Origin of the sequence: Citrobacter sp. Cpo147, assembly GCF_030332405.1 — a bacterium.
GTDB lineage: Bacteria > Pseudomonadota > Gammaproteobacteria > Enterobacterales > Enterobacteriaceae > Citrobacter > Citrobacter portucalensis.
Window position 1 is genome coordinate 923,425 of the sequence record NZ_JAOWHX010000030.1, and the last position, 24,994, is coordinate 948,418.

Annotated in this window: 20 protein-coding genes and 1 riboswitch; of the genes, 5 read left to right on the forward strand and 15 right to left on the reverse strand. The window is 53.9% G+C overall.

All coding sequences use genetic code 11. The features are described 5' to 3' along the window. Together moaB and moaA are read right to left on the reverse strand one after the other, a co-directional pair. Positions 1-513 carry a molybdenum cofactor biosynthesis protein B gene (gene moaB / locus OGY06_RS07060; protein WP_003035187.1) on the reverse strand — a complete coding sequence of 171 codons (513 nt, stop codon included), beginning with the start codon at positions 511-513 and terminating at the stop codon, positions 1-3. Between the two features lie 19 nt (positions 514-532). Then, positions 533-1,522 carry a GTP 3',8-cyclase MoaA gene (gene moaA, locus OGY06_RS07065; protein ID WP_032934386.1) on the reverse strand — a complete coding sequence of 330 codons (990 nt, stop codon included), beginning with the start codon at positions 1,520-1,522 and terminating at the stop codon, positions 533-535. After that, positions 1,510-1,655, reverse strand: a riboswitch (molybdenum cofactor riboswitch). (Overlaps the previous gene by 13 nt.) Positions 1,656-1,984: 329 nt before the next feature. Between moaA and yvcK the strand changes: the two genes are divergently transcribed. After that, positions 1,985-2,893 (forward strand): uridine diphosphate-N-acetylglucosamine-binding protein YvcK, encoded by a 909-nt coding sequence (gene yvcK, locus OGY06_RS07070; protein ID WP_003831525.1) that lies wholly within the window; start codon positions 1,985-1,987, stop codon positions 2,891-2,893. Positions 2,894-3,014: 121 nt separating this feature from the next. Here the strand turns inward: yvcK and uvrB are convergent, their stop codons facing one another. Beyond that, a complete protein-coding gene (uvrB, locus tag OGY06_RS07075) occupies positions 3,015-5,036 on the reverse strand; it encodes an excinuclease ABC subunit UvrB (protein WP_003831523.1) in 2,022 nt (673 codons plus the stop codon). A gap of 768 nt (positions 5,037-5,804) precedes the next feature. On the opposite strand from uvrB, the gene OGY06_RS07080 reads away from it, so the two are divergent. Continuing rightward, positions 5,805-6,527: an ABC transporter ATP-binding protein gene (locus tag OGY06_RS07080; RefSeq protein ID WP_003831522.1), complete on the forward strand. Its 723-nt coding sequence runs from the start codon at positions 5,805-5,807 to the stop codon at positions 6,525-6,527. Here the strand turns inward: OGY06_RS07080 and bioD are convergent. Genes bioD through bioB form a run of 4 tightly spaced genes read right to left on the reverse strand, consistent with a single transcriptional unit; the run spans position 6,493 to position 10,117 of the window. After that, positions 6,493-7,191, reverse strand: a complete 699-nt coding sequence (bioD, locus tag OGY06_RS07085; RefSeq protein ID WP_063940666.1) for a dethiobiotin synthase — start codon at positions 7,189-7,191, stop codon at positions 6,493-6,495. The two genes, OGY06_RS07080 and bioD, sit on opposite strands and share 35 nt — an antisense overlap. After that, the gene (bioC, locus tag OGY06_RS07090; protein ID WP_003831518.1) at positions 7,184-7,939 is read right to left on the reverse strand and encodes a malonyl-ACP O-methyltransferase BioC; all 756 of its coding nucleotides are present in this window, start codon (positions 7,937-7,939) and stop codon (positions 7,184-7,186) included. The genes bioD and bioC overlap by 8 nt, the downstream gene beginning before the upstream one ends. Beyond that, the gene (bioF, locus tag OGY06_RS07095; RefSeq protein WP_003831517.1) at positions 7,923-9,080 is read right to left on the reverse strand and encodes an 8-amino-7-oxononanoate synthase; all 1,158 of its coding nucleotides are present in this window, start codon (positions 9,078-9,080) and stop codon (positions 7,923-7,925) included. The genes bioC and bioF overlap by 17 nt, the downstream gene beginning before the upstream one ends. Next, entirely contained in the window at positions 9,077-10,117 is a 1,041-nt protein-coding gene (gene bioB / locus OGY06_RS07100; protein ID WP_008784180.1) for a biotin synthase BioB, read from the reverse strand. The genes bioF and bioB overlap by 4 nt, the downstream gene beginning before the upstream one ends. A 76-nt stretch (positions 10,118-10,193) precedes the next feature. Between bioB and bioA the strand changes: the two genes are divergently transcribed. Continuing rightward, entirely contained in the window at positions 10,194-11,483 is a 1,290-nt protein-coding gene (bioA, locus tag OGY06_RS07105; protein ID WP_126318767.1) for an adenosylmethionine--8-amino-7-oxononanoate transaminase, read from the forward strand. Positions 11,484-11,540: 57 nt separating this feature from the next. After that, entirely contained in the window at positions 11,541-12,017 is a 477-nt protein-coding gene (locus OGY06_RS07110) for a kinase inhibitor (protein ID WP_149335600.1), read from the forward strand. A 95-nt stretch (positions 12,018-12,112) separates the two neighbouring features. Here OGY06_RS07110 and hutH read toward each other — a convergent pair whose 3' ends face one another. From hutH to hutI, 5 genes are all read right to left on the reverse strand, one after another. Further along, positions 12,113-13,633 carry a histidine ammonia-lyase gene (gene hutH / locus OGY06_RS07115; RefSeq protein ID WP_003831508.1) on the reverse strand — a complete coding sequence of 507 codons (1,521 nt, stop codon included), beginning with the start codon at positions 13,631-13,633 and terminating at the stop codon, positions 12,113-12,115. 1 nt (position 13,634) lies between these two features. Further along, positions 13,635-15,320 (reverse strand): urocanate hydratase, encoded by a 1,686-nt coding sequence (gene hutU / locus OGY06_RS07120; RefSeq protein ID WP_286605001.1) that lies wholly within the window; start codon positions 15,318-15,320, stop codon positions 13,635-13,637. A gap of 136 nt (positions 15,321-15,456) precedes the next feature. Next, a complete protein-coding gene (locus OGY06_RS07125; RefSeq protein WP_003831502.1) occupies positions 15,457-16,176 on the reverse strand; it encodes a histidine utilization repressor in 720 nt (239 codons plus the stop codon). 87 nt (positions 16,177-16,263) lie between these two features. Then, positions 16,264-17,205: a formimidoylglutamase gene (hutG, locus tag OGY06_RS07130; RefSeq protein WP_003831501.1), complete on the reverse strand. Its 942-nt coding sequence runs from the start codon at positions 17,203-17,205 to the stop codon at positions 16,264-16,266. Continuing rightward, a complete protein-coding gene (gene hutI, locus OGY06_RS07135) occupies positions 17,202-18,425 on the reverse strand; it encodes an imidazolonepropionase (RefSeq protein ID WP_286605003.1) in 1,224 nt (407 codons plus the stop codon). The genes hutG and hutI overlap by 4 nt, the downstream gene beginning before the upstream one ends. 224 nt (positions 18,426-18,649) lie before the next feature. On the opposite strand from hutI, the gene OGY06_RS07140 reads away from it, so the two are divergent. Beyond that, entirely contained in the window at positions 18,650-19,933 is a 1,284-nt protein-coding gene (locus OGY06_RS07140) for a putative acyl-CoA thioester hydrolase (RefSeq protein ID WP_032934550.1), read from the forward strand. A gap of 95 nt (positions 19,934-20,028) precedes the next feature. Here OGY06_RS07140 and OGY06_RS07145 read toward each other — a convergent pair whose 3' ends face one another. The 3 genes from OGY06_RS07145 to OGY06_RS07155 form a co-directional block, all read right to left on the reverse strand. Next, entirely contained in the window at positions 20,029-22,293 is a 2,265-nt protein-coding gene (locus OGY06_RS07145) for a hydratase (RefSeq protein WP_063940672.1), read from the reverse strand. Between the two features lie 69 nt (positions 22,294-22,362). Further along, positions 22,363-23,796, reverse strand: coding sequence for an anion permease (locus tag OGY06_RS07150; protein ID WP_063940673.1), 1,434 nt, complete (start codon positions 23,794-23,796; stop codon positions 22,363-22,365). Between the two features lie 80 nt (positions 23,797-23,876). Continuing rightward, the gene (locus tag OGY06_RS07155; RefSeq protein WP_063940674.1) at positions 23,877-24,929 is read right to left on the reverse strand and encodes a 4-oxalomesaconate tautomerase; all 1,053 of its coding nucleotides are present in this window, start codon (positions 24,927-24,929) and stop codon (positions 23,877-23,879) included. Positions 24,930-24,994 lie beyond the last annotated feature (65 nt).

Below are 24,994 nucleotides of genomic sequence, written 5' to 3' on the forward strand. Positions count from 1 at the left end.
TTATTTCTTCAAATGTGGGTGGAAATTACACGGACGCGTACGGGCATCAAGCTGCGGCGCAATGATATTTTCCCATGCGGTACGACACGCTTTCGTCGAACCCGGCATGGCAAAAATCAGCGTTTTATTGGCCACCCCGGCAATCGCCCGGGATTGCAGCGTCGCGGTGCCAATCTCTTCAAACGACAGCATACGGAAGACTTCGCCAAACCCTTCAACTTCTCTGTCGAACAGCGGTTGCAGCGCTTCCGGCGCCTGGTCCCCTTCGGTTAAGCCAGTGCCACCGGTAATGAGCACCACCTGTACATCGTCACTGGCAATCCAGGCAGAAACCTGGGCGCGGATGGCGTAGCGGTTCTCTTTGACAATCGCCTTATCGACAATCTGATGACCCGCTTCTTGCGCCGAGTCACGCAGATAATGGCCGGAGGTGTCATCTTCTTCGCCGCGACGGTTGGAAACAGTAAGAATAGCAATGCGTGTCGGGATAAATTCAGCGCTTACCTGACTCATGAAAAACTCCTTTTAGCGATCAGCCGCCAATGTAAGATAAGTTTTGCGTAATACCGGTATTGTTCTGATGCAGGAAATGGGTCTGCTTTTTCTCCAGCAGCGCGGCTGAAATACGTTCTTCCAGCGCCGGTTGCTGAGCATCGTCTTCCAGCAAATCACGTAGGCTTACGCCACCTTCACCAAATAAACACAGATGAAGCTTGCCGACAGAGGAAACGCGCAGACGATTACAGGTGGCGCAGAAGTCTTTCTCATAAGGCATGATCAGACCAATTTCGCCAACATAATCAGGATGACAGAATACCTGAGCCGGGCCGTCGCTACGCTGTCGGATCTGGTGGATCCAGCCGCGACGCAGCAGCTCATCGCGCAGTACCTGTCCGGAAATATGGTGTTTACGGAAGAGAGAGCTGCCCTCGCCCGTTTCCATCAGTTCAATAAAACGCAGTTGGATTGGTCGAGGTTGGATCCACGCCAGGAAGGTGTCCAGTTGATGATGGTTTACGTCGCGCATCAGCACGGTGTTGACTTTCACTTTTTCAAAACCGGCATCAAAGGCGGCATCAATGCCTGCCATCACCTGCTGAAACTTGTCCTGTCCGGTAATGGCGTGAAACTGACGGGCATCGAGGCTGTCGACGCTGACGTTGAGCGCGGTCAGTCCGGCATCGCGCCAGGCGGCGGCATCGCGCGCCAGACGATAACCATTGGTGGTTACCGCAATCTGGCGGATGGCGTCGTTTTCGCGCACGGCGGCGATGATGTCAGTGAAGTCGCGACGCAGTGAAGGTTCGCCCCCCGTCAGACGCACTTTTTCCGTTCCCAGACTGGCGAACGCACGCGTGACGCGGCGAATTTCATCAACGGTCAAAAAGCCGTTATTGGTGACCCCGCCGGGCTTATAGCCATCCGGCAGGCAGTAGGTGCAACGAAAGTTACACACATCGGTAATCGACAAACGTAAGTAGTAAAACTTACGTGCGAAAGCATCGGTAAGTTGAGAGCCCATGTACACCTTTCCAAATACGGGAGACGTAGTCATTTCTTCCTGCGCCCTGGTGACAAACTTTTTCAAGTCTTGTCACGGCCAAAGCACCGTATCATTTGACCCAGGTGCAGAGGCTAGAGTGTTTATACTCATCATACTTCGAGTTGCAGATGCGTTGGCTTTCGGCAACTCAAATTATTAAAAGTACTTTGTGGTTATGCCGATACTAGCGTGTAAATGACGCTTTTGCCATGTACACCTTCGCTGTATAAATACATACATAACGACATGATCGTGCAATTTCGCTACAGAATAAGCAAAAACTGCAGTTTTGCATTGATATACATCATCTTGCTATCAGGTGGGTGTCGTCAGAAAGGAGTAGATCGCAGAAAAAAATTACGGCAGATGCCGACTGGATAATTGCCGAAAACACGCTATTTACGTTACTGTAGCGCCGATCAATTGATATCAGGAAAATATATGCGCACTCGCACGCTGGCAGATCTGGACCGCGTTGTCGCTCTCGGCGGAGGGCATGGATTAGGACGCGTTCTCTCCTCTCTTTCCCCATTAGGTTCCCGCCTGACGGGTATCGTCACCACCACGGATAACGGCGGGTCGACAGGTCGTATTCGTCGCTCTGAAGGAGGGATAGCCTGGGGAGACATGCGTAACTGTCTGAACCAGTTAATTACCCAACCCAGCGTTGCATCCGCCATGTTTGAGTATCGTTTTGGCGGTAATGGTGAACTTTCCGGACATAACCTCGGAAATCTGATGTTAAAGGCGCTCGATCACCTCAGCGTGCGGCCTCTGGAAGCTATCAATTTAATTCGTAGCCTGCTGAAAGTTGACGCACATTTAATTCCGATGTCGGAGCTGCCGGTGGATCTGATGGCCATTGATGACCAGGGACATGAAGTTTATGGCGAAGTGAATATCGATCAGCTCACCGTCCCGCCTCAGGAACTGATGCTGTCGCCAAAAGTCCCGACTACGCGTGAGGCCGTTGAGGCTATCGCTGAAGCGGATTTGATTTTGATAGGCCCTGGCAGTTTTTACACCAGCCTGATGCCGATTCTGTTACTCGATGAAATGTCACAGGCATTACGTCGCACACCGGCTCCGATGGTCTATATAGGCAATCTTGGGCGCGAATTAAGCCTGCCAGCAGCCAGCCTGACGCTTAGCGATAAGCTGGCCATTATTGAACAGTACGTCGGGAAGAAAGTGATTGATGCGGTGGTTGTGGGGCCGAAAGTGGATGCTTCCGCTGTTACCGACCGCGTGGTGATCCAGGAAGTGCTGGAAGCCAGCGATATTCCCTACCGCCATGACCGCCAGCTATTGCATAGTGCGCTGGAGAAAGCGGTGCAGGCGTTAGGTTGACCATATTTGCCTGATGCGCTGCGCTTATCAGGCCTACAAAACGCTCTGCTCCGCCATCCGGCCTACGTACGCTATCTACCCCGTAGGTCGGATAAGGGTTTACCCCGCATCCGACACCGCCTTACGATGCCGCAATAAACAACTCGCGCAGCTGATGCAACTGGTCACGGATTGTCGCGGCCTCTTCAAACTCGAGATTCTGTGCGTGCTGCATCATCTGCCCTTCCAGCTCGTGAATCTTCTGCTGCAGCGCTTTTGGCGTCATATCCAGTTCGACAACCTCAGACTTCGCGCCTGCGCGTGACTTCCCTTTGCCTTTCGCTTTGGTCTTCGCAATATTCTGACCCAACGCCAGAATATCGACCACTTTCTTGTTCAGGCCCTGCGGCGTAATACCGTGCTCTTCGTTGTAGAGCTGCTGTTTCTCACGACGACGTTCGGTTTCACCAATCGCTTTGGCCATTGAGGCGGTAATTTTATCACCGTAAAGAATCGCCTTACCGTTGATATTACGCGCCGCACGACCGATGGTCTGGATAAGCGAACGTTCAGAACGCAGGAACCCTTCTTTGTCTGCGTCCAGAATCGCCACCAGGGAGACCTCAGGCATGTCCAGGCCTTCACGTAACAGGTTGATACCCACCAGCACGTCAAACTCGCCCAGACGCAGGTCACGAATGATTTCCATACGTTCCACGGTATCGATGTCAGAGTGCAGATAACGCACCCGCTCGCCGTGTTCTTCGAGGTATTCTGTAAGGTCTTCCGCCATCCGTTTGGTGAGCGTGGTGACCAGCACACGTTCGTTAATCGCCGCACGGGTGCGGATCTCAGACAGCAAATCGTCAACCTGCGTCGCCACCGGGCGCACCTCAATGACCGGATCCAGCAGGCCGGTCGGTCTTACCACCTGATCGACCACTTCATCACCGGATTTCTCCAGCTCATAGTTGCCCGGCGTCGCCGAAACGTAGATGGTTTGCGGGGCCAGCGCTTCAAACTCTTCAAATTTAAGCGGACGGTTATCCAGCGCCGACGGCAGACGGAATCCGTATTCGACCAGGGTTTCTTTACGCGCCCGGTCACCGCGATACATGCCGCCAATTTGCGGAATAGTGACGTGGGATTCATCCACAACCAGCAGGCCATCGGCAGGCAGGTAATCAAACAGCGTCGGCGGCGGCTCGCCCGGACCACGCCCGGACAGATAGCGGGAATAGTTTTCAATCCCCGAGCAGTAACCCAGCTCGTTCATCATTTCCAGATCGAACTGGGTACGCTGACTTAAGCGCTGTTCTTCCAGAAGTTTGTTATTTGCCAACAGGACTTTTCGCCGCTCTGCAAGCTCAACCTTAATTTCTTCCATCGCCTGTACAATACGTTCGCGCGGCGTCACGTAGTGCGTTTTAGGGTAGATGGTAAAGCGCGAAATAGTGGATTCGACCTGCCCGGTAAGCGGGTCAAACAGCGACAAACGTTCGACCTCTTCATCAAACAGTTCCACGCGCAACGCGATGTCGTCAGATTCCGCCGGGAATATGTCGATCACTTCACCGCGCACGCGGAAGGTCCCGCGCTGGAATGCCTGATCGTTGCGGGTATATTGCAGCTCCGCCAGACGACGCAGGATCGCGCGCTGGTCGATAATCATCCCCACCGTCAGGTGCAGCATCATTTTCAGGTACAGATCCGGGTCACCCAGACCATAAATCGCGGAAACCGACGCCACGACAACGACATCCCGTCGCTCAAGCAACGCTTTGGTCGCTGACAGTCGCATCTGCTCAATGTGTTCGTTAACCGAGGCATCCTTCTCGATGAAGGTGTCAGAACTTGGCACGTAGGCTTCCGGCTGATAATAGTCGTAGTAGGAGACGAAATATTCCACCGCGTTATCCGGGAAAAACTCTTTCATCTCACCGTACAACTGTGCGGCAAGCGTCTTATTGGGGGCCAGCACCATGGTAGGTCGCTGTAAGTCCGCAATCACGTTCGCGATGGTGAATGTTTTCCCCGACCCCGTCACCCCCAGCAGCGTCTGATGCGCCAGTCCATCCTCCAGACCTTCTTCCAGGCGACGAATCGCCTCAGGCTGATCGCCAGAGGGTTTAAAAGCGGAATTTAGTTTGAACGGTTTACTCATGAGCAGCTACCTGAAGCAATGGGCGGGCAGGTGTGTAATTTTACTCGCAGCCGTATATTTTGCCAGTAAAATATACTGGATGGAAAAACAGTAACGCGCCAGAATATTTCTGTTACCCCAGCAAAATGGCCGTGACTACAGGCTAAAATTTGTCCGCAGGCAAGATAAAACACCAGCAAAAATGTGTTATCCCCAAACCAATGACTTTTTTAACATTTGTCAAGCTACCCGATGAAAGTTTTGTGGCAACACATGACACTTCTGCGACAGCCATTGCATTTATCTAACACACTGTAATTTAATGATTATTATCTCAAGCCGTCTTTCGCATCAATTTAGTCGCAGGCCGCGTCTTCTCTCGCTTACCTTGTGTTTTCTAACTCTAATACACAAGGTTATCCACAGGAATAGTGGATAACTGCCTCCAGCCCGTATGGACTGTAGCCTGGCAAAAACGTCCTGATGGTCTTTTCTGGTGGGATAAAAAAAAATTATCGCTATTTTTTGATATTTATCAGCTAACGAAGCGACCTGGAATGGCCGAGATCTTGCTCGCATTTTCATCATTTTCCTGCCTGCACCATCACAACGCCACCAGGCACTGACAATGTGCACACTGCGGCGCTCATCCACAACAAGCCAGATACCGCAACCCGCTCAATACGCTATTCTGCTGTATTTTCCCCTCATTCCGCTTCTGGCAAGAGATTTGCAGTTTTCTCCCGACCATCAGCCCGCGAGGCGGATATCATCATGAGGGAGAAATCTATGTTGAGTCTTCGTGCAGTGAATCACTATTACGGTAATCAACACTCGCTTTGGGATGTCGATCTCGACCTGTTGCCCGGTAAATGTACCGCTGTGCTGGGTCTTCCAGGGATGGGAAAAACCACGCTGGCCAATTGCATCACAGGCAATTTACCGATTGAGAGCGGAACCATGTTCTGGCATCAGGCTGGCGCACCACCTTGCGATCTGCTTCAGATTCCGGCGGCAAAGCGCATTGCGCTGGGTATTAACTGTGTATCACAGGAACGGCGAATTTTTTCGCAGCTGACGGTAGAGGAAAATCTGCACATTGCGCGCCAGGCGGTTGAGAAAAGCGAAACGATGAACAGCAGCGATATTTACCGCCTGTTTCCACAGCTGTTTGTACTGCGTCAGGCCAAAGGGGTGGCATTGTCGGAGGAAAATCAGCACCAGCTTGCACTCGCCAGTGCGTTAGTCACTCGCCCGCGCCTGCTGATTCTCGATGAGCCGACGCGAGGAAGTGGCCAGGCATATATCCACAAACTGGGGAATCTGATAGTGAGGCTAAGCCAGGAGCTTGGCATCGCCATTATGCTCGCGGAGCAGAGCCTGCCGTTTATTCGTCGGGTCGCTGACTGCTATTGCTTGTTACATCGTGGACGCAACGTGGCTCAAGGGCAAATAACACAATTCAGCGACCCGCTAATCAACGACTGGTGGATGCCAGAGACAAAACGCTAAGATCGATATAACGACCTGTCGCTGCTCGTTCCGGCTCTTCTGCCAGCCAGGGAATTTCCCCCAGTAGCGGAGCCGCAAGCGCACGCTTTAGTGTCGCCATATATTCAGCATGACGCTTACCGGGTGGCTGCACATCATTGGCAACCCATCCGGCGAGCGTCAGCCCGGCCTGCTGCACCGCCTGGGCGGTCAAAATGGCATGATTGATACAGCCGAGCTTAACGCCAACCACCAGAATCACCGGCAGTTGTTCCGCTTTTACCCAGTCAGAAAAACTCAGCGTTGGCGAAAGTGGCGTAAACCATCCGCCTGCGCCTTCCACCAATACCCAGTCAGCCTGTTCTTCAAGCAAGCGTAAACCCGCAGACATCACTGAGGCCTGAATGGGGCGCCCTTCGTCAGCACTGATGATATGCGGTGAGGTAGGTTCGGCGAAGGTATACGGATTGATGGCCGCATAATCCACTGCCACAACGCTGTTGCGCTGTAGAGCCAGCGCATCGCTGTTTCGCAGACCTTCAGCCGTCATTTCACTGCCTGACGCCACCGGCTTATAGCCGACCGTTCGCAACCCCAGCTGTCCCGCCGCCTGAAGCAACGCACAGCTGGCGATAGTTTTACCTACTTCGGTGTCCGTCCCGGTGACAAAATAGGTGTTAGTCACGTTGAATCACTCCCAAAAAAAGATGATAGGTCAGCGGATATTTCCCCTGCTGACAGGGCCAGGCGAGTTGTAGCTGACGCAGTTGCGAACGGGTCAGCACACGCTGTTCGCGTCCGTCGTGCAAATGCGTCGCGCCAATACCCTTCAGCGAGCGCATGGCGCTCAGCGCATCGTCAAACCACAGCGTGACGGCATGAGACTGGTATTCAACGTCCCAGCCGCACAGCGCGTTTTCCAGTTGCTCCACCGGCAAAAAACGGTTGGCGTGCTCCCGATCATCAACTGCTCGCCACGCCTGACGAAGTTCAGGCATCGACCCTTGCGCCAGGGTACTAAACGCCACCGTCCCGCCAGGACGCACCACCCGATATAGCTCGCGTAACGCGCCGCGCAGGTCGTTGCACCACTGCACGGCCAGATTGCTCCAGGCCAGGTCGAAAGTGGCAGCGGCCTGCGGAATGGCTTCGATATCCGCCAGCAGATAGTGATGGGCAACATCGTGACGCTGCGCTTCGGTCAGCATTTGTGCCGACAGATCCAGCGCACAGACCTCGCTCCCCTGCTCCCGCCAGTAGCGACTCATACGCCCAGGCCCACAGCCCGCGTCCAAAACCCGTGAGAACGCCCGGCCATCGAGTCGTGCCAGTAACGCATCGGCGCTCTGACGCTGAAGCTCCGCATGTTGCTCATAGTGCGTGGCCGCGCGACCAAACGCAGCGGCAATCGCCTGCTTATTGACCTGCGCCATGCAGCACCTCCAGTAAGTTGTCGATATCCTGGACTTCATGCGCCTGGGTCAGCGTAATCCGCAGCCTGGCCGTCCCAACCGGCACAGTCGGTGGACGAATCGCCGTCACCCAGCACCCCTGTTGCCGTAACGTCTGTGCCAGTTGCAAGGCTTTATGATTGTCGCCAACGATCAGCGGTTGAATAGCGCTGTCTGAATGCGCCAGCGTCAAATCCGTGGTATTCAGCCCTGCGCGAAAACGCTGGATCAGCATCGCCAGCTTTTCTCTGCGCTCATCGCCTTCGCTGCTGCGGATCACCGCCAGCGCGGCGCGCAAGGCCTGAGCCTGGGCTGGCGGCATGCTGGTGCTGTAGATCAGATGACGGGCAAACTGCAGCAGATAATCGGCCACGCTATCAGAACACAGGATCGCCGCACCGCTGACGCCGAACCCTTTGCCAAATGTCACCACCAACAGCTCAGGTTTCACCTGCTGTCGAGAGCACGAACCACGTCCTTCCTCACCGCTTACGCCAATCCCATGCGCATCATCCACCAGCAGCCACGCGCCCTGCCGTTTCGCCACCACGTGGATTTCTGCCAGCGGCGCGCTGTCGCCATCCATGCTGAACACGCCTTCGGTGACCACCAGCTGCTGCCCCGGACAGGGGGCTGTCAGCAGACGATCCAGATGTTGCGAGTCGTTATGGGTAAAGCGACGTAACACGGCAGGGCTAAGACTGGCAGCCTCCAGCAGCGAGGCATGGCTGAGCCTGTCGGCAACAATCTTGTCATCTTTTCCCATCAGTGCGGCAATGACCGCCTGATTGGCGGCAAAACCAGAGATGAACAACAGCGCCCGGGAATAGCCGAGCCACTGCGCCAGCTCTTCTTCCAGCGCCTGATGAGCAACGGAATAACCGCTGACATGGCCCGAGCCGCCGCTGCCGACGCCAAAACGCTCAGCGCCCTGCTGCCACGCGCAGATAATCTGCGGATGGTGGCTTAAGCCGAGGTAGTCGTTGCTGGAGAAATTCAGATACTGGCGACCATCGGCCTGCAGCCAGCGCCCGGCACCCTGCGTCACTGCATAGCGCTGACGCAGGGCATCAGCACGACGACGCGCTGTTAGCGCATCGTCAATTTTTTGCTGCCAGGTCATACGGTTGCCGCGTTGTAGTAATCGTCGGTATCCGGGGTACGCAGCGCCTGCTCCAGACGTTGTTGCTGTTCGTTATCGCCCGCCAGTACCGCAGTTTGCTGCGGGTTAAGACCCAGCTTGCGAAATAACAGCAAATCTTTATCTTCGTTCGGGTTCGGGGTGGTCAGCAGTTTGCAGCCGTAGAAAATCGAGTTGGCCCCGGCCATAAAGCACATCGCCTGGGTTTGTTCGTTCATCTGCTCGCGCCCGGCAGAAAGACGCACGTATGAGGTCGGCATCATGATACGTGCCACGGCGATAGTACGAATAAAATCAAAAGCATCTACGTCGTCGTTATCGGCAAGCGGCGTGCCCTTCACTTTCACCAGCATGTTGATCGGCACGCTTTCCGGCGGCGTCGGCAGATTCGCTAATTGCAGCAGCAGACCCGCGCGGTCGGTCACCGTTTCGCCCAGCCCAACAATCCCGCCGGAGCAAACTTTAATGCCCGCCTCGCGCACTTTATCCAGCGTGTCCAGGCGCTCCTGGTACGAGCGGGTGGTGATGATATTGCCGTAAAATTCCGGCGAGGTGTCGAGGTTGTGGTTGTAGTAGTCCAGACCCGCATTGGCCAGGCGCTGGGCCTGAGATTCGTCCAGCGTGCCCAGCGTCATACAGGCTTCCAGCCCCAGTTCTTTCACGCCCTGCACCATCTGCTCGAGGTACGGCATATCGCGCTCATGCGGGTTTTTCCACGCCGCGCCCATGCAAAACCGCGTTGAGCCGGCCTGCTTCGCCTTGCGTGCCGAGTCCAGTACCTGTTCAACCTCCATCAACCGTTCTGTTTCCAGACCGGTTTTATAGCGGGAGCTCTGCGGGCAGTATTTGCAATCTTCCGGGCAAGCACCGGTCTTAATCGACAGCAGCGTACTAACCTGTACCTGCTGCGGATCGAAATGCTGACGATGAACCTGCTGCGCTTCAAACAGCAGATCCAACAGTGGTTTTTCAAATAATTCGGTGACTTGCGACATTGTCCAGCGAGAAGAATGAGCCATATTGGTATACGTTTCGTTGTTAGTTTGGTGTAGACTCGTAAACCTAAATCTTTTTAATTTGGTTTACAAGTCGATTATGACAACGGACGATCTTGCGTTTGACCAACGCCATATCTGGCACCCATACACCTCCATGACCTCCCCGTTGCCGGTTTATCCGGTGGCGCGTGCCGAAGGTTGCGAACTGATCTTAGCCAGCGGTGAGAAGCTGATTGACGGCATGTCATCCTGGTGGGCGGCAATCCACGGTTACAATCACCCGCAACTGAACGCCGCGATGAAAACACAGATTGATACCATGTCGCATGTGATGTTTGGCGGCATTACCCATGCCCCGGCCATTGCGTTGTGCCGCCAGTTGGTGGCGATGACCCCAGAGGCGCTGGAGTGCGTTTTTCTCGCGGATTCAGGGTCGGTCGCCGTAGAAGTCGCAATGAAAATGGCGCTGCAATACTGGCAGGCTAAAGGTGAATCCCGCCAGCGTTTCCTGACATTTCGTAACGGTTATCACGGTGATACCTTCGGCGCGATGTCGGTCTGCGATCCCGACAACTCAATGCACAGTCTGTGGAAGGGGTACCTGCCGGAGAACCTGTTTGCCCCTGCCCCACAAAGCCGCATGGGCGGCGAGTGGGACGAACTGGATATGGTGCCTTTTGCCCGTCTGATGGCCGCGCATCGCCACGAAATTGCGGCGGTGATCCTAGAGCCAATCGTACAGGGCGCTGGCGGTATGCGCATGTATCATCCCGAATGGTTAAAACGCATCCGTAAGATGTGCGACCGTGAAGGGATCCTGCTGATTGCCGATGAAATCGCCACCGGATTTGGTCGTACAGGCAAGCTGTTTGCCTGCGAACACGCCGACATAACCCCGGACATTTTGTGCCTGGGCAAAGCGTTAACCGGCGGTACGATGACCCTTTCTGCAACCCTGACCACACGTCAGGTCGCAGAAACCATCAGCAATGGTGAAGCCGGATGCTTCATGCACGGCCCAACCTTTATGGGCAATCCGTTGGCCTGCGCCGTCGCCTCCGCCAGCCTGTCGTTAATCGAAACCGGCGAGTGGCGCGCGCAGGTAGCGGCCATTGAAGCGCAACTGCGGGCAGAACTCGCCCCGGCGGCGGACTCCAGTTGGGTCGCGGACGTACGCGTGCTCGGCGCCATTGGCGTAATCGAAACCACGCATCCGGTGAATATGGCAGCGTTACAGAAGTTCTTTGTCGAACAGGGCGTGTGGATAAGACCGTTTGGCAAGCTCATCTACCTGATGCCGCCGTACATCATTCAGCCCGATCAGTTGCGTCGCCTGACGCAGGCCGTGAACGAGGCTGTGCGCAATGCAACATTTTTTAGCGATTAATCAGCGGTAAGCTCTACGGTTTCTGGCTACACTTTTTGGCTAACAAGAGGAGTCAGCATGAAACTAATCAGTAACGATCTGCGCGATGGCGATAAGCTTGGGCATCGCCACGTCTTTAACGGCATGGGGTATGACGGGGATAATATTTCCCCACATCTGGCGTGGGATGACGTACCCGCAGGAACCAAAAGCTTTGTCGTGACCTGCTTTGATCCTGATGCGCCAACCGGCTCCGGCTGGTGGCATTGGGTGGTGGTAAATCTGCCGGCTGATACCCGCGTACTCCCACAAGGATTCGGCTCCAGGCTGGTTGCACAACCGGATGGGGTGATTCAGACCCGTACAGATTTTGGTAAAGCGGGTTATGGCGGCGCTGCGCCGCCGAAGGGGGAAACCCACCGCTATATCTTCACTGTTCACGCACTGAATGTGGAGCGTATTGATGTCGATGAAGGTGCCAGCGGCGCGATGGTTGGATTTAACGTCCATTTCCACTCGCTCGCCAGCGCCTCGATTACCGCGATGTTTAGTTAAGCTGTGTTGTGCCGGATGCCGGCTTCGCCTCATCCGGCCTACAAAGCAGACAGTAGGCCTGATAAGATGCGTCAGCGTCGCCATCAGGCAATTTTCTACAGAAATTCAGGCAACAATTTCAGCAACGTTCCTTGCGCTAACAATTCGGTCGCGCACTCAATATCCGGGGCAAAAAAGCGATCCTGCGTGTAGTGAGCAACCTGCTCGCGCAGCGCCTGTCGCGCCTGCTCCAGCAACGGGCTGGAGGTTAACCCTTCACGCAGGTCAATCCCCTGACACGCCGCCAGCCACTCCACGGCAATCACGCCGCGCGTATTTGCCGCCATCTCCCACAGTCTGCGCCCTGCCGCCGGAGCCATAGACACGTGATCTTCCTGGTTAGCAGATGTCGGCAAGCTGTCCACACTGTGCGGATGCGCCAGCGCTTTGTTCTCGCTCGCCAGCGCGGCGGCAGTTACCTGAGCAATCATAAAGCCGGAGTTAACCCCGCCATTTTTCACCAGGAACGGCGGCAACTGCGACATATGTTTGTCCATCATCAGCGCAATGCGCCGCTCTGATAACGAGCCGATTTCCGCAATCGCCAGCGCCAGATTATCTGCCGCCATCGCCACCGGTTCAGCATGGAAATTCCCACCGGAGATCACATCGCCCTCTTCGGCAAACACCAGCGGGTTGTCGGAAACCGCGTTGGCTTCAACCAGCAGAACATCCATCACCTGGCGCATTTGTGTCAGACATGCCCCCATCACCTGTGGCTGACAGCGCAGAGAATACGGGTCCTGCACCTTTTCACAGTTATGATGCGACTGCGAAAGCGCGCTGGAATCGGTCAACACATGACGGTACAGCATTGCGGCATCAATCTGCCCACGCTGCCCTCGCGCGGCATGAATACGGGCGTCAAACGGACGACGGGAGCCCAGCACGGCTTCTGTGGTCAGCGCCCCGCACACCGTCGCAGACGCAAACAGTTCCTGAGCTTCAATTAACCCGCGCAGTGCAAAGGCGGTGGAAGCCTGAGTGCCGTTGAGCAGCGCCAGTCCCTCTTTCGCCTCCAGCGTGATCGGCTCCAGTCCGGCCTTTTTCAGCGCGTCGGTCGCCGGGAGCCATTCTCCCTGCCAGCGCGCTTTCCCTTCGCCCAGCAGCGTCAGAGACATATGTGCCAGCGGCGCCAGGTCGCCCGATGCGCCCACCGACCCTTTCGCCGGGATCAGTGGATACACCTCGGCATTCACCAGCGCAATCAGCGCTTCAATCACGCTCAAGCGGATGCCGGAAAAACCGCGCGCCAGGCTGTTGATTTTCAGCACCATAATCAGGCGAACCATTGCGTCATCCAGCGCTTCGCCAACGCCTGCCGCATGGGAAAGCACCAGCGAACGCTGTAAATTCTGCAAATCTTCCGTGGCGATACGGGTCTGAGCCAACAGACCAAAGCCGGTATTAATGCCATACGCCGTACGGCCTTCAGCGACAATATTATTGACGCAGGCGACGCTGGCATTGATAGCATCAATCGCCCCGGCATCCAGACTCAGTTTGACCGGCTGCTGCCAGATTTCACGTAGCTGGGTAAAACTCAGATGGCCCGGCGTGAGTGTCATGGTGTTCATATCAGCGTTTCTCCTGCGTCGCGGCAACCATCGGCAAATTCAGCCCTTCTTCAACTGCGCACTCCACCGCAATGTCATACCCGGCATCAGCGTGACGCATCACCCCGGTAGCCGGATCGTTATGTAATACCCGGGCGATGCGCGCCGCGGCTTCATCGGTGCCATCGCAAACAATCACCATCCCGGCATGCTGGGAGAAGCCCATGCCAACCCCGCCGCCGTGATGAAGCGACACCCAGGTCGCGCCGCTGGCGGTGTTAAGCAGCGCGTTCAGCAGCGGCCAGTCGGATACGGCGTCTGAACCGTCGCGCATAGCTTCGGTTTCGCGGTTTGGGCTGGCAACAGAACCGGAGTCCAGATGGTCACGGCCAATAACAATCGGCGCGGATACTTCACCACGACGCACCATTTCATTAAACGCCAGCCCCAGCTTTTGTCGCCACTCCAGGCCGACCCAGCAGATACGCGCTGGTAAGCCCTGGAAGTTAATCCGCTCACGCGCCATATCCAGCCAGTGATGAAGGTGCTTATCATCAGCCACGATCTCTTTCACTTTGGCATCAGTCTTATAAATATCCTGCGGATCGCCCGACAGCGCCACCCAACGGAACGGGCCTATACCGCGACAGAACAGGGGGCGAATATAAGCAGGTACGAAGCCGGGGAAATCAAAGGCGTTTTCCACGCCCATCTCTTTGGCCATCTGGCGAATGTTGTTGCCGTAATCAAACGTCGGCACACCCATTTTGCTAAACGCCAGCATCGCCTCAACGTGCGTTGCCATTGAACGTTTCGCCGCCTGCACCGTGCCCTGGGGATCGGACACCGCTTTTGCCTGATACTCTTCCCAACTCCAGCCGCACGGCAGATAACCATGCAGCGGATCGTGGGCGCTGGTCTGGTCGGTGACCATATCCGGGCGCACACCGCGCTTCACCAGTTCCGGCACAACGTCGGCGGCATTAGCACACAGCGCAATGGAGATCGCTTTACCCCCACGGGTGTATTTGTCGATACGCGCCAGCGCATCGTCAAGCGATGTCGCCTGCTCGTCGACGTAACGGGTACGCAGACGGAAATCAATTCGACTTTGCTGGCATTCAATGTTCAGCGAACACGCACCCGCAAGCGTAGCGGCTAGCGGTTGCGCTCCGCCCATGCCGCCCAGCCCGGCGGTCAGCACCCAGCGTCCGCTGAGGTTACCCTGATAATGCTGACGCCCGGCCTCAACGAAGGTTTCATAAGTCCCCTGCACGATGCCCTGGCTGCCGATGTAGATCCAGCTCCCGGCGGTCATCTGGCCGTACATCGCCAGACCTTTGGCATCCAGTTCGTTGAAGTGTTCCCAGGTAGCCCAATGTGGCACCAGGTTGGAGTTGGCAATCAGCACGCGCGGCGCGTTGTCGTGAGTTTTGAATACGCCTACCGGTTTTCCGGACTGGACCAGCAGAGTTTCATCGGTTTCCAGTTTGGTCAGCGCGTTGACGATGGCGTCATAACATTCCCAGTCCCGCGCGGCGCGGCCAATCCCACCGTATACCACCAGCTCATGCGGATTTTCCGCCACATCGGGATCCAGATTATTCATTAACATGCGCAGCGGCGCTTCGGTCAGCCAGCTTTTGGCCGTTAAGGTGGTGCCGCGCGGGGCACGAATATCCTGCTGACGATATTTGCTATGGGACATGACAGAAAACTCCTCGCGAACGTCGGATAGATAAGAAACATATACTTGTCTATACAAGTCATCGCAAGGGTGATTTTAACAATTAGGATACATTTTTATTATATTGCGTCAGCAATCACGGTTTTCATGTCCTGTATCAGGACATAAACCGCCCTTGCAGCCGATAGCGGGAACCTGGAAACAGCAAGCGGGCATGAGAGACTATGGACGACGCAGACCAGGTCTTACGACGAATCAGCAGGCAGGGATCGTGTTCTTTAATATTCAGCAGCGCGCACTCTTCAGCGCTGGCACGTACCGCTTCAACAATATGCTCACCTTCCGTTAAAGGGGCTATCAGCGACAGGTATGCGTGCGGCGTGGTCTGGCTGTAATCCTGCGCCAGATACTCCGGCACAATTTCGGCATTCACGCAGCGATCTTCAATCTGTACCGGCAGATCGTTCTCGTAGTGCACCATGACAGAGTGAAAAATGGAGGTGCCTTCTTTGACGTTTAACACCAAAGCCTGCTGCGCGTTGGCCTGGGTTTTTTCCAGCGTCAGCACTTCACACCGGTGCTGATGCTGACGGGCGTTGATTTCATCCGCGATGCTGCGGATTTCAAACAGCGCGGACTGGCCTTTTGGCTCGGCGACAAACGTCCCCACGCCCTGTAAACGCACCAGTAAACCTTCATCCGTTAACTCACGCAGCGCCCGGTTGATAGTCATGCGGCTGAAACCATATTGCGCCACCAGCTCTGCCTCAGAAGGAATGCGATCGTGAGGCTGCCAGATACCGCTGGCAATTTTTTCGCTGATCTCCTGTTTGACCTTTTCGTAAAAAGGAGCCGGAGCAGAACGGGATGGGAGCATGCGTGAGCCTTCCTTAAGCTGAAAATGTGAGTGGGTAGAGTTTACAGGCATTACCCGAACCTGATAAGCGCAACGCCATCAGGTATGTCAGTGCCACCAGTGGGCGATTTGCCAGCCTAATCGCGCCGCCACGCGTGCTGCTCTGCCATCATCGTCATAACGTGGATTAAATTCAACCATATCCACCGCCAGAAGTTTACCGCTACGACACAGAGGCTCAATCAGTCTCAGCAGCGTCGCCAACGGTACGCCAAGCGCGGCGGGGGCCGACACGCCGGGCATTTCCCACACAGGCAGCACGTCGAGGTCGATTGTCATATAGATGACATCCAGATTGGCAATGAACTGCGCTAACTGCGCCTGCGCCGTATCACAATGCAGATCCTCCACCACCGTAACACCGAGCCGCTGGGCCTCATCCCAAAGCGCCTGGGTGTTTGCCGCCCGACTGACGCCGATACAGGCATAGTGAAATTCACGCTGCTGTTCATCGCAAAGCTGCGCCAGCTGGCGAAACGGCGTACCGGATGTGGCCTGCCCGGCATGGCGCAAATCGAGATGCGCATCGAAGTTGACTATCCCCACTTTCGCCTGCGGGAACGCATCCAGTACGCCCGCGCCGTGCGCAAAGGCGGTTTCGTGTCCCCCGCCTAAAACAAAGGTACGCATGTTCTCGTGCTGACAGCGCTGTACTGCATTGCGTAACGCCTGCTGCGCGCCCTCAAGATCGGGAGCCTGCGCCACAATATTTCCCAGATCCACCAGTCGATTGTGCCCATCATGACTGGCTAAATTCGCCAACGCCTTGCGTAGCACATCGGGTGCTCCGGCAGCGCCCGTGCGCCCCTGATTACGTTTAACGCCTTCGTCACAGGCAAACCCGAGCAACGCTATCTGCTCGCGGTACATTTCTGGGCTAAACGTCGGGCTCAGGGTGATAGTCTGAAACAGGCGCAGCGCATTCGGCGATTCGGCGCGGTCATCACGTCCCTGCCACAGCGCAGGTGAGGCTGGTTGCCAGTTGGTCATGCTATTTGTCCTTTGAATACGCGTTGGTAGAGCGGATTGCGCCCGGGTTCATACAGGATCTCGACCGGGAGGGTTGCATCCCACACCACAAAATCGGCCACAAACCCGGCCTTCAATTGACCGTGGGTGGCATGACGCCCCAGTGCCCGGGCCGCATGACGGGTTACGCCCGCCCATGCTTCTTCCGGCGTTAGGCCAAACTGAACGCAGGCCATATTCATCGCCCAGTGCAGGCTGATAAACGGACTGGTACCGGGGTTAAAATCTGTCGCTACCGCCATCGGTACCTGATATTGACGCAGCAACGCTACCGGTGGGCGCTGCTCCTCTTTGAGGAAATAGAATGCGCCGGGCAGCAGCACGCCGACCGTACCGCTTTGGCTCATCGCCGCCACGCCCGCTTCATCGAGGTATTCAATATGATCGGCGGATAGCCCGTGGTAGCGGCTTACCAACTGTGCGCCGCCAAGCAATGACAGTTGTTCGACGTGGCCTTTAATCGGGATGCCCAGCGCCTGCGCAGCCTGAAACACCCGCTCACTCTGTGCCAACGAAAAACCAACGCTTTCACAGAACAGATCGACGGTCTCAAACAGCCCTTGTTCCCACAATTGCGGCAAAATGGTCTCACACACCAGCGTAATATAGCCGTCAGGATCATCCCGGTATTCCGCTGGAGTTGCATGCGCAGCCAACAGCGTCGGGCTGATTTCAACGATATTCTCTGCCGCCAGCGCTGCCACCACGCGCAATATTTTCTCTTCTGTCGGCAAATCCAGGCCGTAGCCGGATTTTATTTCCACCAGCGTAACACCTTCTTTGATCAGCTGTTCCATCCGCTGATGGGCTACGTGTAAGAGTTGTTCATCCGTGGCGCTGCGGGTCGCCGATACGGTGGCATTGATCCCCCCACCCTGAGCGCTTATCTGCTGGTAGGAGACACCATTTAGCCGCTGCTCCCACTCACCTGCGCGGTTTCCGCCAAAGACCAGATGCGTATGGCAATCAATCAGGCCAGGCGTAATCAGCCTGCCCTGCATATCAAAAGTATTGTCATGCGTGAGATATAACGATGATTCCGGGACGATATCGCGAATCTTGCCCTGGCGGACGATCAGCGCGTGACCATCCAACAGCCCATATGGGGTACCACGTTCAGGGTCCATAGTCGCCAGACGAACATTGCGCCAGATAACATCATCAGGGAAGAATTGCTGCATTCGACTCACCACTTGTCATAGGTTGTATAGACATTTATTTTTGATTATAGGGATGTTGTCAACCTGAAGAACCATAATTGTTATCTATTTGTGATATAAAGACTCTCCGCGCCAGACATTGCTGCGATAAAAAACAACTTTTTACCTTTTCGCCTTCCCGTTTCGCTCAACTTAGTATAAAAAAGCAGGCTTTAATGGATAACTTTCAAAGCCCGGAGCAACCTGTGAACATATCATCAGTTTCCCGTCTGGCGCTGGCAATGGCTTTTGGCGTGACGCTGACCGCCTGTAGCTCTACGCCGCCCGATCAAATTCCTTCCGATCAAACCGCGCCAGGAACCTCTTCGCGCCCGATTTTGTCGGCTAATGAAGCGAAAAACTTCGTTACTGCGCACTATTTTTCCGCGCTGACGCCAAACACTGCGCCGTGGAGCCCTTCTTCTATTTCTCTGCCTGCACAACCTGACTTCGTCGTTGGCCCGGCAGGGACTCAGGGCGTCACCCATACCAGCATTCAGGCCGCTGTTGATGCAGCAATCATCAAACGTACTAACAAACGTCAGTACATCGCGATTATGCCAGGCGAGTACCAGGGCACGGTATATATCCCGGCAGCAACAGGTAGCCTGACGCTGTACGGCATGGGCGAAAAACCGCTTGATGTGAAAATTGGCCAGGCCATTGACGGTGAAATGAGCACCGCTGACTGGCGTCGTACGGTGAACCCAGCCGGTAAATATATGCCGGGTAAACCTGCGTGGTATATGTTTGATAATTGTCAGAACAAACGCGGCACGAATATTGGCGTGATGTGTTCTGCTGTCGTCTGGTCGCAAAACAACGGGTTGCAATTGCAGAACCTGACCATCGAAAACAACCTGGGTGACAGCGTTGATGCGGGTAACCACCCGGCCGTTGCACTGCGTACTGATGGCGATAAAGTGCAGATCAACAAGGTCAATATCCTGGGCCGCCAGAATACCTTCTTCGTGACCAATAGCGGTGTACAAAACCGTCTGGAAAACGATCGTCAACCGCGTACGCTGGTTACCAACAGCTACATTGAAGGCGATGTGGATATCGTTTCCGGCCGCGGTGCCGTAGTGTTCGATAACACCGATTTCCGCGTAGTGAACTCCCGTACCCAGCAGGAAGCCTATGTGTTCGCACCGGCTACCCTGTCAAACATCTACTACGGTTTCCTGGCGATTAATAGCCGCTTCACGGCAAGTGGCGATGGCGTGGCGCAGTTAGGCCGCTCGCTGGATGTCGATTCCAACACTAACGGTCAGATCGTGATTCGTGACAGCGTGATTAACGAAGGCTTTAACATGGCAAAACCATGGGCTGACAGCGTTATCGCAAAACGCCCGTTTGCCGGTAATACCGGTGCGGAAGATGACAAAGGTGAAATCCAGCGTAACCTGAACGACACCAACTTCAACCGTATGTGGGAATACAACAACCGCGGTATCGGTAGCAAAGTGGTTGCTGAACCTAAGCAGTAAACGTCATTCTCTGATGTAAGCCCGGCAGATTCATGCTCTGCCGGGCAATGTGCCGAATGGCGACGAAAATTGCCCTCTCCGGCATACAATTAGTGTTACACCAAACGCGACTTATTAAAGTTAATCAAACTCCCTGCCTTAATAATTTCACGCTCTTCTGCGGTCAGGCTTTCCATATACACTCTGATTTCACTCACCTCACCATCATCGTGCAGCACATACGCTTCGATTTCTTTACTGCACTCATCTAAGGCGCGGCGAATACCGGGAATATAGATATAGTCCCCCACTTCAAATGAAGGTTGCTCTGCCATCTGGAGCGGTAGCATACCCCAGTTGATAACGTTGGAACGGTAACGCTTGGTGGCATATTCCTGGGCAATATTTGCCAGGCCACCAATCACTCGCTGACAGCTCGCCGCCTGCTCGCGCGCCGAGCCATCGCCAGGTTTGACGGCGTAAATCATGCTACCAATCTCAGTATCCAACGGTTGCACATTTTCCTGACCGGCAATCTGTTGGATGCGTTCGAAAACTGACGCCAGTTCGCTGACGTCGCCCCCCTCCACGCGCCTTTTTTCCAGCTCCGACGTCGCTTTACTTCTTCCCACATACCCGGGATCTCGTCGAGACAGCGTAAATTCCGCCAGTCCTAGTGGATTAGAGCGATACGACGAGGTTTCACCGGACGGGATAAGCTCATCCGTTGTTGTCACATCATCAAGGATCTTCGAGGCCACTTTTAGCAGAATATTTTCCGTTAATGCGCCCAGTTCCGGCCAGTCTTTAATGTTCGGGCCGTAAATGAGCGGCTGCTGCGTAGCCCCTTTCACGAACCCCTGGTATACGCGACTCTTATAAGGTGCAGGATTAAACGCATAGTCTGGCACCGTATCCCAACAGTCCAGATCCGTCGCAGCAGTGAGGAATCCTCCGTTGGCTGCCGTAGCCGCAATTGATCGCGCATCCATCAGCGCAACGGCTGACATTTGACCATTGCCCGGTTTCGAGCCTTCACGGTTAGGGAAGTTGCGCGTGGTATGGCGGATGCTAAGACCATTGTTGATTGGCGTATCGCCCGCGCCAAAGCATGGACCGCAGAATGCGGTTCTGATGACAGCCCCCGCGCCCAGTAAATCTGTAACGACACCTTTCTGCGCTAAATCCATAAACACCGGTTGTGACGAGGGGTAGACAGCAAGCGAGAAAGCATCATTACCGCAGGATTGACCGCGTAATGCCTGCGCCGCAGCAATCACGTTTTCATAGTTGCCGCCCGAGCATCCAGCAATGATCCCCTGCTGTACTTTTAAGCGACCATTTTCTACTTTATCCAACAACGAGAGGCTGGCTTTACCCTGAGCGATACGTGCAGATTCAACTTCAATCTCCCGGAGAATGTCCGTCAGATTCTCATTGAGAGTATCAATCTCATAGACATTACTTGGATGGAATGGCAGCGCAATCATCGGCTTAATCGCACTCAAATCAACATAAATACAACCGTCGTACCAGGCCATCGGCTGCGGACTGAGCTGGCGATAGTCTTGTTCACGTCCATGTAATGCCAGCCAACTACGAGTTTCATCATCCGTTTGCCAGACGGAGCTCAAACAGGTGGTTTCGGTGGTCATCACATCAACGCTGTTGCGAAAATCCGTTGAGAGATGACGAATACCAGGGCCGACAAACTCCATGACCTTATTTTTGACGTAGCCATTTTTAAATACCGCGCCAATGATCGCTAACGCCACATCCTGTGGACCAACACCTGCTGCGGGTTTCCCGGTAAGATAAACGGCAACGACCTCAGGATAATCAATGTCCCAGGTGTCGTTTAGCAGCTGCTTGACCAGCTCACCGCCCCCTTCTCCTACCGCCATCGTACCCAATGCGCCGTAACGTGTATGGCTGTCTGAGCCAAGGATCATTTTGCCGCCGCCCGCCATCATTTCACGCATGTATTGATGGATAACAGCAATATGTGGCGGCACAAAGATTCCGCCGTAACGCTGTGCCGCAGACAGACCAAACATATGATCGTCACCGTTAATAGTTCCCCCTACCGCACATAATGAGTTATGGCAGTTAGTCAGAACATACGGCAGCGGAAAACGTTCCATGCCAGAGGCTTTTGCAGTCTGAATAATACCGACAAAGGTAATATCGTGTGAGGCTAATGAATCAAACTTAATTTTAAGCTTATTCATATCACCGGACGTATTATGCGCGGAGAGAATCGACCACGCTATAGTTCCTTTTTTCGCATCCTCTTTGCAGATATGCCGAGGCAAAGAATCCTCAGCTACAATTTCATTATTATCGGAGAGATAAATTCCTTTTTCATACAGCTTAATCATTTGATACTCCGTAGTCCTGTGCTTACATAAGCGCACAGCCAATAAAAAGTTTTAAACCTGGTTTATGATTTACAGCATGTTCCAGTCAATCAACATGCTCCACCACCACACGCCGAGAGTGATATGGACAATAAAGGTCAGTAAGGTCAACATGCCCCCCACCAGCCACCACGATTTAATATCGTTATAGCCAACGCCAAAAATAACCGGACCCGCGGCACCGCCATAATGGGTGACCATTCCGCCATAGGAGTTAGAGAAGAGTAATGCCAGCGCGGTTAACATCAGTGGTGCGCCGGAGACATTCGCCAGCATGGCAAATACCGGCATCATTGCCACAATATATGCGCTGCCTGAGGCAAAGAAATATCGAACAATAATGCTCAGGAACAAAATAACGAAGAACGCCACGTTGCCGTGATTACCAAAGTCGAGATTGTTTTTGAACAGTTCGGCTAACCAGTCGAAGAATTTCACTTTCGATAATAACGAACTTAAACCGATAATACCGCCGTACCAGATTAATGTATTCCAGCCGCCCTTATTTTTAACCACATCATCCCAGGTGACTACGCCAAATAAAAGCATCGTACCCATGACGACAATCGCCACCGTTGATTCATCAACACCGAGGCTTTTACTGAAGATCCATCCCAATAATGCGAGAACGAAAATGCCCAGCAGCATTTTTTCGCGCCCTTTCATTGGTCCTAAATCCTGAAGGCCAGCTTTAGCGATGGTTTTGTTATCAACCTTTTTAATTTCAGGTGGATACATAAAATAGATAACGAGCGGCGTCGCCAACAGCATGACCAGTCCTGGCAGACCTGCAGCAAGCGCCCATCCGCCCCAACTCAACTGCAAGTGACAGATATCGTTGATCATCTTCAACGCCAGAATGTTTCCCGCCATCGCGGTAAAAAACATATAGCTGGTTGTTTTAGTGACCATATAGACCGACATCATCAGGTAGTGACCGACACGGCGCGGGCTCTTATCCGGTTCAGAACCCAGCGCCACCGCCACACTATTGATGATGGGTAATACGATTCCTCCCGCTCGCGCGGTATTTGACGGTGTTGCCGGAGCTAATACCAGATCAAGGAATACGGTCACATAGCCAAGGCCAAGCGTGGTGTTACCAATTTTGCCGATCAGAATATAAGCAATGCGCTTACCCAGCCCCGTCGTCACAAAAGCAGCACTTAACGTAAACGCGGAGAAAACCAGCCATGTCGTACCGGAAGCATAACCGCTCAGTACGCTGCTGGTCTTCAGTACGCCATGGCCTAAATTTCCGACAACCACCATAGAGGCGGCAACGGCAATCAATAACACCACCGGTTCAGGAAACGGTTTAATCACCAGTCCGACAATGGCCGCAAGATAAATACCAAACAGCACCCACGCTAGTTCACTTAATCCCGCAGGGGCAGGAATCAAACCAATAATACAGGGGATCGCTAATATTAAAATTAGCTTCCATAATGATTTAACGTTCATTTATTAATCCTGAATAATCTGTACAGGCAATACAGTATTTTTCGTTTTTCTGCGATCGCAGAGAAATGAGGCCAATGCTGTCAGGGAAGGAAAACATCACCAGCGAATATTTTTCTGGCGGTACGAATAACCGAAGCTCTGATAGTTTCAGGTTCATCCCCTTTATTGGTTAAATGAATATCAAGAGTGCCTCCAGGATGTTCGATAGTGATATTCCCGTAATGCGCACCCGCCGTTACCTGACGCGAAACAGTACCGTTAATGACACAGCTGCTGGCGATAGCTATCGCCCCAGTAATCGCCAGCGCTTTATGGCAAGAGTGCGGCATAAAATAACGAACATTAATTTCGCCGTCGTGTTGAGGTGCAGAGATGAGAATCGGTTTTGGGAGAACCTTATTGCTGACATCACCCAGCCCCATAGCTTCACCGGCCTGTAAACGAATAGACTCAATGCGCGACAATAATTCGTTGTCTGCATCCAGTTCTTCCGCTGATTCATAGCCCGTTTTCCCAAGGTATTCGGCAGGAATAATTACGACAGGTGTCGCCATATCCATACAGGTCACCGGAACTGAGTTGATATAATCGATGTGTTGGCCCGTCGGAAAAATATGCCCGGTTTTAGAACCTGCGGCATTAAGAAACGTCAACGCAATAGGGGCCGATGTTCCCGGGACGCCGTCAATTCTTGCCGTTCCTTCATACTCAACAACACCATGCGGCGTCTGTATATCAGCTTCGATAAACGTGTTGGTGTTCACATTGCGAATGCGTACGCGGGTGGTCGGCGTAGAAGCAGCAATCAACCCCTTTTCAATAGCAAACGCACCAACGGCGGAAAGCATATTGCCACAGTTGGGTGTGGTATCGACCCGTTGCTCATGTACCAGTACCTGAGCAAATAAATAATCGATATCAGCGTTGGGGTCGTTTGAAAGACTAATAATCGCGACTTTACTGGTTAACGGATTGCCACCGCCAATGCCATCTATTTCCAACGCATTGCCAGAACCCATAATCCCAATCAATATTTCATCACGCAATTTTTCTTCTTCTGGCAGGTCTTGAGCTAATAAAAACGCGCCTCTGGACGTTCCTCCGCGCATCATAACGCAAGGTATTTTTTTCATGACAATGCTCTCTTCAATATTATTTCCACTATGTACATGGTTGCATGTCATGATTAGGGTGACTA

Coding starts and splice junctions, on each gene's coding strand:
- OGY06_RS07145 (WP_063940672.1), bottom strand. CDS start 22,293: ATGATTAAGCTGTATGAAAAAGGAATTTATCTCTCCGATAATAATGAA.
- bioA (WP_126318767.1), top strand. CDS start 10,194: ATGACAACGGACGATCTTGCGTTTGACCAACGCCATATCTGGCACCCA.
- moaB (WP_003035187.1), bottom strand. CDS start 513: ATGAGTCAGGTAAGCGCTGAATTTATCCCGACACGCATTGCTATTCTT.
- OGY06_RS07150 (WP_063940673.1), bottom strand. CDS start 23,796: ATGAACGTTAAATCATTATGGAAGCTAATTTTAATATTAGCGATCCCC.
- bioF (WP_003831517.1), bottom strand. CDS start 9,080: ATGACCTGGCAGCAAAAAATTGACGATGCGCTAACAGCGCGTCGTCGT.
- OGY06_RS07110 (WP_149335600.1), top strand. CDS start 11,541: ATGAAACTAATCAGTAACGATCTGCGCGATGGCGATAAGCTTGGGCAT.
- moaA (WP_032934386.1), bottom strand. CDS start 1,522: ATGGGCTCTCAACTTACCGATGCTTTCGCACGTAAGTTTTACTACTTA.
- OGY06_RS07155 (WP_063940674.1), bottom strand. CDS start 24,929: ATGAAAAAAATACCTTGCGTTATGATGCGCGGAGGAACGTCCAGAGGC.
- hutU (WP_286605001.1), bottom strand. CDS start 15,320: ATGTCCCATAGCAAATATCGTCAGCAGGATATTCGTGCCCCGCGCGGC.
- yvcK (WP_003831525.1), top strand. CDS start 1,985: ATGCGCACTCGCACGCTGGCAGATCTGGACCGCGTTGTCGCTCTCGGC.
- hutG (WP_003831501.1), bottom strand. CDS start 17,205: ATGACCAACTGGCAACCAGCCTCACCTGCGCTGTGGCAGGGACGTGAT.
- hutH (WP_003831508.1), bottom strand. CDS start 13,633: ATGAACACCATGACACTCACGCCGGGCCATCTGAGTTTTACCCAGCTA.
- bioC (WP_003831518.1), bottom strand. CDS start 7,939: ATGGCGCAGGTCAATAAGCAGGCGATTGCCGCTGCGTTTGGTCGCGCG.
- bioB (WP_008784180.1), bottom strand. CDS start 10,117: ATGGCTCATTCTTCTCGCTGGACAATGTCGCAAGTCACCGAATTATTT.
- hutI (WP_286605003.1), bottom strand. CDS start 18,425: ATGCAGCAATTCTTCCCTGATGATGTTATCTGGCGCAATGTTCGTCTG.
- OGY06_RS07080 (WP_003831522.1), top strand. CDS start 5,805: ATGTTGAGTCTTCGTGCAGTGAATCACTATTACGGTAATCAACACTCG.
- OGY06_RS07125 (WP_003831502.1), bottom strand. CDS start 16,176: ATGCTCCCATCCCGTTCTGCTCCGGCTCCTTTTTACGAAAAGGTCAAA.
- uvrB (WP_003831523.1), bottom strand. CDS start 5,036: ATGAGTAAACCGTTCAAACTAAATTCCGCTTTTAAACCCTCTGGCGAT.